The sequence below is a fragment of the Niabella ginsenosidivorans genome (genome assembly GCF_001654455.1).
GTDB lineage: Bacteria > Bacteroidota > Bacteroidia > Chitinophagales > Chitinophagaceae > Niabella > Niabella ginsenosidivorans.
In genome coordinates this window covers 726,184-737,273 of the sequence record NZ_CP015772.1, presented here as the reverse complement: position 1 = coordinate 737,273, position 11,090 = coordinate 726,184, and the positions used below count along the sequence as shown (strand labels likewise).

8 protein-coding genes are annotated in these 11,090 nt (G+C 46.9%); 2 read left to right on the top strand and 6 right to left on the bottom strand.

The genetic code is table 11. The features are described from left to right. Positions 1-80 precede the first annotated feature (80 nt). Positions 81-3,062, top strand: coding sequence for a glycoside hydrolase domain-containing protein (locus A8C56_RS03150; protein ID WP_067751954.1), 2,982 nt, complete (start codon positions 81-83; stop codon positions 3,060-3,062). Positions 3,063-3,635: 573 nt separating this feature from the next. On the opposite strand, the gene A8C56_RS03145 is transcribed toward A8C56_RS03150, so the two are convergent. The 6 genes from A8C56_RS03145 to A8C56_RS03125 form a co-directional block, all read right to left on the bottom strand. Then, positions 3,636-4,802: an efflux RND transporter periplasmic adaptor subunit gene (locus tag A8C56_RS03145; RefSeq protein WP_084489982.1), complete on the bottom strand. Its 1,167-nt coding sequence runs from the start codon at positions 4,800-4,802 to the stop codon at positions 3,636-3,638. Positions 4,803-4,812: 10 nt separating this feature from the next. Then, positions 4,813-8,019, bottom strand: coding sequence for an efflux RND transporter permease subunit (locus tag A8C56_RS03140; RefSeq protein WP_157097861.1), 3,207 nt, complete (start codon positions 8,017-8,019; stop codon positions 4,813-4,815). Then, complete coding sequence (locus A8C56_RS03135) at positions 8,019-9,425, bottom strand: TolC family protein (RefSeq protein WP_084489980.1); 1,407 nt, start codon at positions 9,423-9,425, stop codon at positions 8,019-8,021. The genes A8C56_RS03140 and A8C56_RS03135 overlap by 1 nt, the downstream gene beginning before the upstream one ends. A 205-nt stretch (positions 9,426-9,630) precedes the next feature. Further along, complete coding sequence (locus A8C56_RS03130) at positions 9,631-9,984, bottom strand: hypothetical protein (protein ID WP_067751944.1); 354 nt, start codon at positions 9,982-9,984, stop codon at positions 9,631-9,633. A gap of 73 nt (positions 9,985-10,057) precedes the next feature. Then, positions 10,058-10,225, bottom strand: a complete 168-nt coding sequence (locus A8C56_RS24305) for a hypothetical protein (RefSeq protein ID WP_157097860.1) — start codon at positions 10,223-10,225, stop codon at positions 10,058-10,060. Continuing rightward, entirely contained in the window at positions 10,222-10,584 is a 363-nt protein-coding gene (locus A8C56_RS03125) for a DUF488 domain-containing protein (RefSeq protein ID WP_067751941.1), read from the bottom strand. The genes A8C56_RS24305 and A8C56_RS03125 overlap by 4 nt, the downstream gene beginning before the upstream one ends. A gap of 79 nt (positions 10,585-10,663) precedes the next feature. Here A8C56_RS03125 and A8C56_RS03120 point away from each other — a divergent pair, with 79 nt between their 5' ends. Beyond that, positions 10,664-11,062, top strand: a complete 399-nt coding sequence (locus tag A8C56_RS03120) for a group III truncated hemoglobin (protein ID WP_067761525.1) — start codon at positions 10,664-10,666, stop codon at positions 11,060-11,062. Positions 11,063-11,090 lie beyond the last annotated feature (28 nt).

The window sequence follows — 11,090 nt, the reverse complement described above, 5'->3', positions numbered from 1 at the left end:
CCATAAAATTTTTCATTCATCCTTTATGTAATTTATGAATGAAAAATTTCATGTACGTTTGTTTGCTCAAACAACAATCAATGAAGTATCTTTTTTTACTGCTGCCGGTGCTTGGCTTCAGCCGGCTCCATGCCCAGGAACTAACGTATTCAGAAGAACACCACCAATGGGATGCCGATTCGCTCGGCAATCACCGCGCAATTGTACAATTTAACGGAACAGGCCGGTATGCCAAAACAATTGTGGAATGGCGGCGGAGGGACCGGCACCCGGAGCAAAAAAGGATCATTGTACAGGACGCACAAACCGGTCATAAAATACGGAATGTAAAGACAGTAACTATCAATAATGAGAAAGGCACTTTGATCTTTGAGCCGGTATCAGGAAAAGGAACTTATTATATTTACTATCTCCCTTCAAAAAGCTCCGGCTCTCCTAACTATCCGGTAGTTCATTATCTGCCACCTGAAAATACCGCTTCCCCGGATTGGCTGGATGCCCTTCCTGCATCTATCAAAACCAACACGGTAGTAAAGGGCATCGAATCCATTGATGCGTTTAATAGCTTTTATCCGATGGAAGTGATTGCTACAGATGCAGAAGCACGCAGCCTGGTCCAAAAATATAAACGGACAGATTATGTTGTATTCCCCGAAGACCGCCGGTACCCGGTAAAGCTATTCGACCGTATTCCTTACCGCTGGGTGAAAAGAGGCCCTGTTACAGCCTTTAAAGGATCTGCAATGCGGGGAGAGAACTACGCGTTCCAACTGGCTGTTTATGCCCTGCAAAACCTGCAGAACATTTCCATCCGCTTTTCAGACCTGAAAAATGAAAAAGGGAGTGTTATTACGGCAAGTGCACTAAGCTGTATCAACGTAACCGGGGTTGACTACCGCGGTACGCCTTTTACAAAGATCGTGCAGGTTGCCAAAGACAGCATACAGCCATTATGGTGCTTACTGGATGTGCCTGTCAGCATCAGGCCCGGTGTTTATAAAGGCACCGTAACCATTACACCAGCAAACGCTGCACCGTCAATAGTTCCTGTTCAGCTAACCGTAACAGGCGCACTTGCAAAGAACGGCAATATTGAAGAGCCCTGGAAACAAACCCGTTTAAAATGGCTGAACTCTACCATGGCACAGGAAAACACGGTGATTGCGCCTTATACGCCGTTAACTTTAAAAGACAATGTCATTGAGCTGCTGGGCAGAAAGGTGACCATCGACAAATCAGGTTTTCCCGCACAGATACAGACTTTTTTTACAGAAGAAATGACCGGCCTCAAAGCTACGCCCAATAATCTTTTAACAGAACCCATCCATTTTCATTTTATTGCAGCAGATGGCAAAGAACTGAAGCTGGGCAACGGGGGTCTGCAATACACCGAACAATCGCCCGGCACCATACAATGGAGCAATACCAACAGCAACGATCAGCTCCGGATGGAAGTGCATGCTTCCCTGGAATTTGACGGTTTTGTATCTTATACGGTAAAAGTTACCGCCTTACAGGATGTGGATCTGAAAAACACCACCCTGCACATTCCCTTTACCAAAGAAGCAGCCCGCTACCTGATGGGGTTGGGTGAAAAAGGAGAATTGCGCCCGGACAGTCTTTCCTGGAAATGGGATGTGGCGCATAAGAACCAGGACGCCATATGGATCGGGAATGTAAACGTGGGACTGCAATATACCCTGCGTGATGAAAAATATGTGCGCCCTTTAAACACTAACTTCTATTTGCAAAAGCCTTTGCTGTTACCCGCTTCATGGGGCAATGAAAACAAAGGCGGCATCATCATTGCGCAAAAAGGCAAATCCATCCTTGCAGATAATTACTCCGGCGAACGCCACCTGAAAAAGGGAGACACCCTGTATTATAATTTCAACCTGCTGATCACTCCTTTTCATACGTTGAACACCAATTTCCAATGGGCCACCCGTTTTTATCATAAATACGATAGTATTCAGAAAATAAAAAACATTGGCGCTACAGTTATCAATATCCACCACGGTACTGCCATCAACCCCTGGATCAACTACCCGTTCATTGAATGGCAAAAAATGAAACAGTATATTGATGAAGCGCATCAGAATGGCCTGAAAGTAAAGATCTATAACACTGTACGAGAACTGTCCAACCATGCTTATGAACTGTTTCCGCTCAGAAGCCTGGGTCATGAAGTGTACTCGCCCGGTAAAGGTGGGGGGGTCAACTGGCTGCAGGAGCATGTGGATACGGACTATATTGCTGCATGGTTTGTACCGGAAGTAAAGGATGCAGCCATTATTAACAGTGGTATGAGCCGCTGGCATAATTACTACGTGGAGGGCATGAACTGGTTAACGCAGCATGTAGGCATTGATGGTATTTACCTGGACGATGTAGCTTTTGACCGTGTTACGATGAAGCGGATCAAAAGGGTATTGACCGCAAACGGTCATCCCGGTATTATTGACCTGCACTCAGCCAACCAGTATAATAAAAGGGATGGCTTTATTAACAGTGCCAATTTATACATGGAGCACTTTCCTTATCTGAACAGGCTCTGGTTTGGAGAGTACTTTGATTACGAAAACAACAGCTCCGATTTTTTCCTTACTGAAGTCAGCGGCATTCCCTTTGGCTTAATGGGAGAAATGCTGCAGGATGGTGGTAATGCCTGGAGGGGTATGGTTTACGGTATGACCTGCAGGATTCCCTGGACTGAAAATGCCGACCCTACAGGCATCTGGAAGCTTTGGGATGATTTTGGGATGCAGGATACAAAAATGATCGGCTACTGGGTTAGCAGCAATCCTGTAAAAACAGATAATGAAAAAGTAAAAGCCACGGTATACAAAAAAGAAGGGAAAGCCCTGGTTTCCATCGGAAGCTGGAATGAAACCGATATAAATATCACATTAAACATCAACTGGCAGCAACTGGGCATAGATCCGTCAAAAGCCACCATTACGGCCCCGGCAGTCAGGAATTTCCAGGAGGCCCGTAGTTTTAAAGTGGGAGAAAAGATCCCGGTACAAAAACACAGGGGGTGGCTATTAGTGATCCAATAGTGCGTGGAGAAGCTCTATAACAGATGAGTTCCCTGCGCACTTGTGCTATCGCCTGTTATGTGAACAGATCTCTGAAAAGAGTTCTGATAACAACAGGCATCAGGTTTCAGCTCTGTCAGAAATATTGCCCCTGGTCATTGGTTGTCCTTTTCCGCCGCATTTTTCATATTGCGGCGCCACGCGCCTTTGAGGTCTGGATTATTTGCTGCTACGGATATTTAGCTGCTCCGCAACTATGCTTTCTGCATGGCGCAATGATAAAGGTGCAGCGCACAGGTACTATGTATAAATCTATCCAGTAATCACAGAGCCGCAGCGCGGCGTAATATGCGTTTCCGCCATTTCAGATTTATCCTCCGGTATGTTGCTGCCTGCAATATCGTTTTGAAGAAAATAGTCGTGCGCACACGATAGCCGAAAGCGGGAATGATCTGATTATTCAGATGAAGACCATTTCAAAGAATTTAAATGCAATGCTTTTATTTGCCCTTACCACAAATCATACAATTTTCTTAAACAGGAAGAGGCGGTACAAAGCGACCACCTCTTTCCTTTCAGATAAAACCCAACCTACTAAGACTTTACGGGGATGCCCTCCTCTATTTCATCATTGGCTCGTGTAATCACCTTTTCTCCCGGATTAAGATTCCCGAACACTTCAATATTTCCGCCTCCGTCATTACCCGTGCTTACGTCTACCTTTACGGTTTTGCCATCTCTTATAGCCAGCACATACTTACGCTCTGTTGAGGTGACCACCGCCGTTCTGGGCACCTGCAGGCTGTTAGCATTGCCCGGCGCATCGATCATCACATCTGCATACATGCCCGGCGACAGGAGATGCGCACGGTTGGGCACATCAATTTCAATACGCTCGCTGCGCAGTTTTGGATCTACGTTCATAGACTTGCGGCTGATGATTCCCGTAAGGCGTTTACCAGGCAGGGAGGTTACAAAAAAGCTGATCGAATCCCTGCTGTTCAGGTTCGGCGCCACTGTTTCGGGCACATCTATCTGTAAACGCAGGTGGTCTACCTGCTTCAGTTCCAGCATGGGTATATCTTTTACAGAAGCGCTTACCAGCGCACCTACGCTTACATTTCTTTGTGTAATAACGCCGGAGAAAGGCGCGCGCACTTTTAAGTAAGAAAGCATGGTCTGCTGCATCTGCCAGTTATTCCTCTTTGCATTGCTTACGGCAAGAGAAGCGCTTACCTTGGTTTTTGAGGTAGAAAGGTCCAGCGGAGAAACGGCTCCTTCCGTTTGGGCCGCCTCCTGCAGGCGGTTATAGCGCTCCTGGTCAATACTGTAAGCCGCTTTGGACTGCTCAAACTCTTCCCTGGCCTGGAGGGATGCCTGCTCCAGCTCCGGTGCGTCCAGCGTCATCAGCAGATCCCCGGTACGTACCTGTGATCCGATATCTACCAGTACGGATTTTACATAGCCGTTCACTTTGGGAAAAATACTTACTTCCTGGTAAGCGGCCAGCTGCGCGGGCAATTTTAATTGCGTTGCAATGCCGCCAGTAACTACAGTGCTTAAGGGGTAATGTTCCAGTTCCTGTTTGGTTGCCTTCCGCTGTTTTTTTCCAGCATTTGCTGAACAGGACAACAGGAAAAAAGCAATAGCTGCATATATAGAATACTGTTTCATTTGTACCGTTTTTATTTTTCTGATGGATGACCGGTGATCAGCGGCTTCTTTTTTTTCTTTGAAAAAATGGATATTCATTTGTTTCATATATTTATTTTTATTGCTGGTTGGGTAATAATGAAGGTGTTTTATAGGAAGCTTTTTCCTGCACCCACCCGTATACCAGCGGAACAATATAGAGGGCCGCAACGGTGGAAGCAATGATACCGCCGATAACCGCCCGGCCCAAGGGCGCCGACTGATCTCCTGCTTCCCCCAGTCCGCTGGCCATAGGGATCATACCGGCGATCATTGCAAAGCTGGTCATAAAGATCGGGCGCAAACGAATGCTGGCCGCAGTTCTTGCCGCCTTCAGCGGATCGCGGTATTCCTGCCTTAAGGATTCGGCATTGGTAACAATCAGAATCGCATTGGCAACAGACACCCCCACTGCCATAATGATGCCCATATAAGACTGCAGGTTCAGTGTTGCGCCCGTTATCAATAAAAGGAGCAGCGCGCCCATTAATACCGCGGGCACCGTTGCAAGCACGGTTATAGCCAGTTTGAACGACTGAAAATTTGCCGTCAGCAGCAGGAGGATCACCACGATAGCCACCAGTAGCCCGCTCTGCAGCGAACTGAGGGTTTCTGTTAACAATAAAGACATACCGGTTATTTTGGCTACAAGGCCCTGGGGCGGCGTGCCCAGTTCTTTAATGGCCCTGCTTACCGCTTCTGTTGCCGTGCCAAGGTCTTTCCTGTAAATATTGGCGCTCACGGTTAAGAACCGCCGCGGACCGGAGCGGTCATATTCCCCCGGCAGGTGCTCTACTGAAAATTTTGCTATATCCGAAAGCACGGGTCTTGGCTGCCCGTGCACCAGGGGCACTGACTTCAGTTGTTCCAGTGAGTTCATCAGGTACTCGGGAACCTGCACCTGTACCTGGTAGGTATACGCCACTTTCGGGTCCAGCCACTGGATCTTTTCAGTAAAACGGCTGGAGGAGGTAGCATCCGTAATGCTTTTGGAAACAGCATCCAGGCTTAGCCCCATCTGTGCCAGGGCCAGCCGGTCTACGGTGATCTGTATGGTAGGAAATTTTAAAGGCTGAGCAATATGCACATCCCTCAGATAAGATACCCGTTTTAATTTTGTGATCAGGTCGCTGGAGTATTTTGTAATATCCCGGAAATTTTTACCGGCCACCCGTACCTCAATGGGTGTGGAGGCGCCCTGTGCCATGATCTTTTCTGTTAATTCGATCGGTTCAAACGAGATCATCACATCCGGGTACTTTTTCCGGATCGCTTGCCGCAGCCGGTCTTTCAACCGATCCAGGTTTACTTTATAGTCCTCATTTAAGTTCAGCTGCATTACGGCTTCATGCGTGCCACTGTTAAACACATACAGGTTACTGGTACCATAGCTGCTGGGCACAAGGCCTACATAAGCGGAACTGATCGCCACATTGCCGTCTGTTGTAGAATCAATCAGGTTCAGAATATCCTTTACGGCCCGTTCGGTTACCTCCAGCCGGGTTCCATCGGGCTCCTGGATGCGCAGCTGCAACTGGCCGTTATTCGTTTTTGGTAACAGATCTTTACCGATCATAAAAAAGCCTAAAGCCACTAAAAGAACGCATCCCGCCAGGTAACCTAAAACCACTCCCTTGCGACGGGGCATCAGCCGGTCCAGCCGCTTTCCGAATTGTATCTTTATCCGCTCAAAAAAATGATTTTCTTCCGGGTGCTGCTCATCCTGCTGCTGGTGCTGCTCTACCTGCCGGTTCTCAGCCGGATCCAGCGCCAGCCCCGCGTGGGCATGCTCTTTATTATGGTGATACTGGAATTTTTCTGCCTTCAGCAGCCAGTTGGAAATAACCGGCACCAGTGTTTGCGCGGCCACATAAGATACGATCATGGCAAACCCGATAGACAGGGACAACGGCAGGAACATGGCTTTGGGCACCCCTGTCATTACAAAGGAAGGTGCAAATACGGCCAGGATACACAACAGGATCAGCAATAACGGAAATGAGATCTCCGCACAGGCATCCAGTATGGCCTGGCGTTTCGGCTTGCCCATTTCCAGGTGCTGGTGTATATTCTCTATGGTTACCGTTGCCTGGTCTACCAGTACACCAATTGCCAATGCCAGTCCGCTCAGGGTCATAATATTAATGGTCTGCCCGGAAAGGTTCAGGAACATGACGGCACCCAGAACCGATACCGGTATCGTAATGATCACCACAATACTGCTTCTCCAGTCGCGGAGGAAGAGCAGCACCATTAATCCTGTTAACAATGCGCCTAATATCCCTTCCGTCATTAAACTCTTTACCGAGTTCATTACAAAAACGGACTGGTCAAAGGCATAGCTGATGTCCATATCTTCCGGCAGCAGACTTTTCATTTCCGGTATTTCCTTTTTCAGTGCCTGAACTACGGACCAGGTAGATGCATCTGCTGTTTTTACAACAGGGATATATACAGACCGCTTTCCATTGATCAACGCATAGTCTACCGTAATATCCGCAGCATCCGCAACCGTTGCCAGTTGGTTCATGAACACAGTGCCCGTTCCGTTGGTCACCACCGGTATTTTTGAGAACGATTCCACATTATCTTCCAGGGTATTTACTGTTGTCACATACATCAAACTGTCTACCCGCAGATTGCCAGAAGGACTCATATTATTATTTTTGGTGATCGCGTCAACCACCTGCTGCGGTGAAATATTATACTGGCGCAGTTTTTCAGGATCTACGTTCACCACAATTGAACGGGAATTAGCCCCGAACGGCGGCGGTGCAGACAGCCCGGGAATGGTGGCAAACATCGGGCGCACCCGGGTCACAGCCAGGTCGTAGATCTCTTTCAGCGATTTTGTTTTGCTGCTGAACACCAGCTCCCCTACGGGCAGTGAAGAAGCATCAAAACGGATCACCTGCGGGGGCAACGCGCCAGGCGGAAAGAATTTGGATGCCCGGTTTACCTGTAAAGCCACCTGGGCCGATGCTTCGGCCATATTGGTATTTTCATAAAAGGATAATTTAATTAAAGTAAGCCCCTGTATATTTTTGCTCTCAATATTCTTTATCCCGTTTACATATAAGAACTGATCCTGCAAACGCGTGGCAAAAAAGCCTTCCATCTGCTGCGGGCTCATGCCACCATAGGATTCAATAACATAGATGGTGGGTAAATTTAATTTGGGAAAAATATCAATGGGTATTGTTTTTAAAGCCATAACAGCAAACAGTAAGAGCCCGGTAAAAAGCACTATTACGGTTATCGGCCTTTTGAGTGCAGCCTTTATCATTAGTATTCCAGGTTTAAAGATTGAATAAATTGATCCAGCGTTCCGGTGGATACCGCCTTGTTCAGCAAAGCCAGGTACCAGTCTGTATTGGCTTCTATATAATCTATCTGTGAGCGGTACAGCACAAACGATGCATTGGTCAGGTCGATCAGCGAGATCAGCCCGGCCTTATACTGTGCCAGCTTTTGTTTGTATACCACTTCTGCCGAGCTTAACTGAACGGGGATCTGTTTGAGGTTGGCCCGGGATATCTGCAGATCATTATCCGCCTGTAAGGTTTGCGACTGTAATGCCAGCCGCTCCTGCTCCAGTTCCTGCTCACTGGCCTCCAGTTCATTTCTGTTTTCTGCCAGCCGATCTTTCCTGTAGATGCCATTCAGGAAATTATAGGTTAAAGCCAGGCCAGCCAGGTAATTATACCGCTGGTAGCCAAGGCCCGTGGAAAGCGGCTGATAGCTGTTATTATACTGAATACTGGAGCCCCTGGCCCATGCACTGGCCATTAAGTGAATCTTTGGCAAATAGCTCTTCCGGATCAGCAGTTCATTTGTCCTGAAAATATTTTTCCTTGCGTTATAATAGTCCAGTAAAGGATTACGGATGGAATCAATCGGAAAATTCATAACCGGCGGTATCGGGTGCAGGTGGCCATAAAAGGAAGTATCTACAATGATCTGCTGTGAGGGGATGCCGGTTACAAATGCCAGTTGCTCTTTATACTGGTTAATGATGCCCTGTGTCTGATTATACCCGATGCGCGCTTTTGCCAGTTCGGCATTGGCCATCGAAGAATCTGCACCGGCAATCAGCCCGCTGCCGCTTAAAGCGCGGATCACCTTGCAAATGCTGGAATACCGATCTATATTCTGCTGATCCGTTGTTAATTTAATTTCATACTTCAGCAGGTTCAGGTATAGCAGCACCACTTTTGACTTTACAGCATACAGGTCTTTATTAAAATCTGCATGATTAATAGCCAGGTCTGCCCGGGCAGCTTTTAATCTGGCTCCGTTCAGCCCGAAATTCACCAGCTCATAATCGCCGGAGAGCACGGCTACATTGCCCGTGGCAGGATCCATATTATTAACGGCATTAATGCCTCCTGACGCAGAAGGAAGCAGCCCCAATCCGAAAACCGCTCCTGAAAGGGAATTGTCTGTTCCTATATTAAGCTGTTCCGCGCCCTGGAGGGTCGGCAAAAAAGAATGCCTGGTTGCCGTAATCCTTGCCTGTGCTGCCTTTATCAGGGCCAGCTTTTGCCGGAACAGGGGAAGATTGGCCTTTGAAGAATCGATCAGGTTCAATAGGGTAAGGTGCGATTGCGCCGAAGCAGGGATGCTGAAAAATAAGAAGAACAGCACAACACTGACAACAGCAAGGCACCTTCTTTGTAAGAAAGTACACATGTAAATGTCTTTAATTAAAAGAAAAATTAAAACGTGGGTATCACGTTAATTGTAGGTATCGTATAAGCCCTCCCGCAGTTCCGGGCTTCATAACGCAGAACGGAACGGATGATTCTACTTTTCTGCGTTTGTCAGCACTTCCGGAACTCCGGAACAGCCGGATCATTTATCCGGCATTTTATCATTGACGCAACATTAAGGAAGTTTACGCTGTTTCAGGAGGGCCCCGCAATGACCAGGGATAATGTATTACGGAATAAAGCAAAGCGGTGCAGATCCCGTACTTCTTCCTGATTATAAAAAAAGGAATAGATGCCAATAATAATACAAAAGCAGCTATCAGCAATACCTGCTGTATCTGGAACCGTTTGTTCAACCGTTTTGCAGGCTTTGAGTGGTTATGGGCAGCTTTAACTACTTTTTCTTTTGAACCCGGGGTGATACTGTTTACAGGATGCCACTGGAACGCTTTTGCGCTGATGGTTCTGGTATTAAACTGAACAATAAAAAAGCAGGCATAGAGCATCAGCAGTAATGCCCTGAAAAATCTGCCTTCCATCTTGCTCTGTCTCATTTGCAATAAAATTCCTGCGCAAAGCTAAAGAATAATTATACGCTTTCTTGAAACATTATTACCGTTTATCCATTTTTAGAATAATTTTAATGGATCTGTTATACCCTATGAAAAATTTTGACGGATCCGGCTTGCTGTATGACTGCAGGGAATAAATGAGTAATAACAGGCCGATAGTACCGCTGCCCTGTGGAAATACGGATCCTGTAGCAAGGGCCCGGATCATTTTTTTGAAAACGCAGCTTCCAGAAACTGCTTCAGCACAACCGCCTGGTTGTGTTCTTCATCCTTTGCGGCAAACAGGAGCGTTAGTGTTGGAGTGCGGGTATGCGCTTTTATAAATAATACGGCGGCCGGATTATTATGCAACTCACGCAGGTATTTTTTCTGAAATGGCTTCCATTTGGCTGTTTCGTGATGAAACCATTTCCGCAATTCATCAGATGGCGCCAGGTCTTTCGCCCATTCATCAATATCCGCTGCTTCTTTTTTAACCCCTCTCGGCCACAGGCGGTCAACCAGTACCCTGTACCCATCTGTTCTGGCGGGTACGTCATATATACGTTTCAGATTGATTACCGGCATAACAAAAAATTGTTTCTTCAAGGTACAAAAAATTCTGCTGCCGTGGGTTTTACATACCTTTGACAGGTTGGGACTTTTTATGAAACAGCCGTTACAGGATATAAGCAATCTGAATGATATCCGCATTCTTGTAAATTCTTTTTACCAAAAGGTAAGAGTCAATCAGTTGATCGGCCCTGTTTTTAATGAAGTGATCAGAGATCAGTGGCCCGTGCATCTTGAAAAAATGTACCGGTTCTGGGAAACATTATTGCTTGGCAATAAAACCTATTTCGGTGCTCCTTTTCCGCCACATGCACAACTTCCTGCAGACAAAGAGCATTTTGATACCTGGCTGCGATTGTGGCAGGAGACCGTTGATGAACATTTTAAAGGCCCGGTTGCGGACGAAGCCAGATGGCGTGCAGATAAAATGGCTATTTTATTCCTTTCAAAGATCCGGTACTACCGCCATACAGGAAAAACGCCCCTTATATAAGCTGTAATAAAAAAAGCACCGGTCAGCT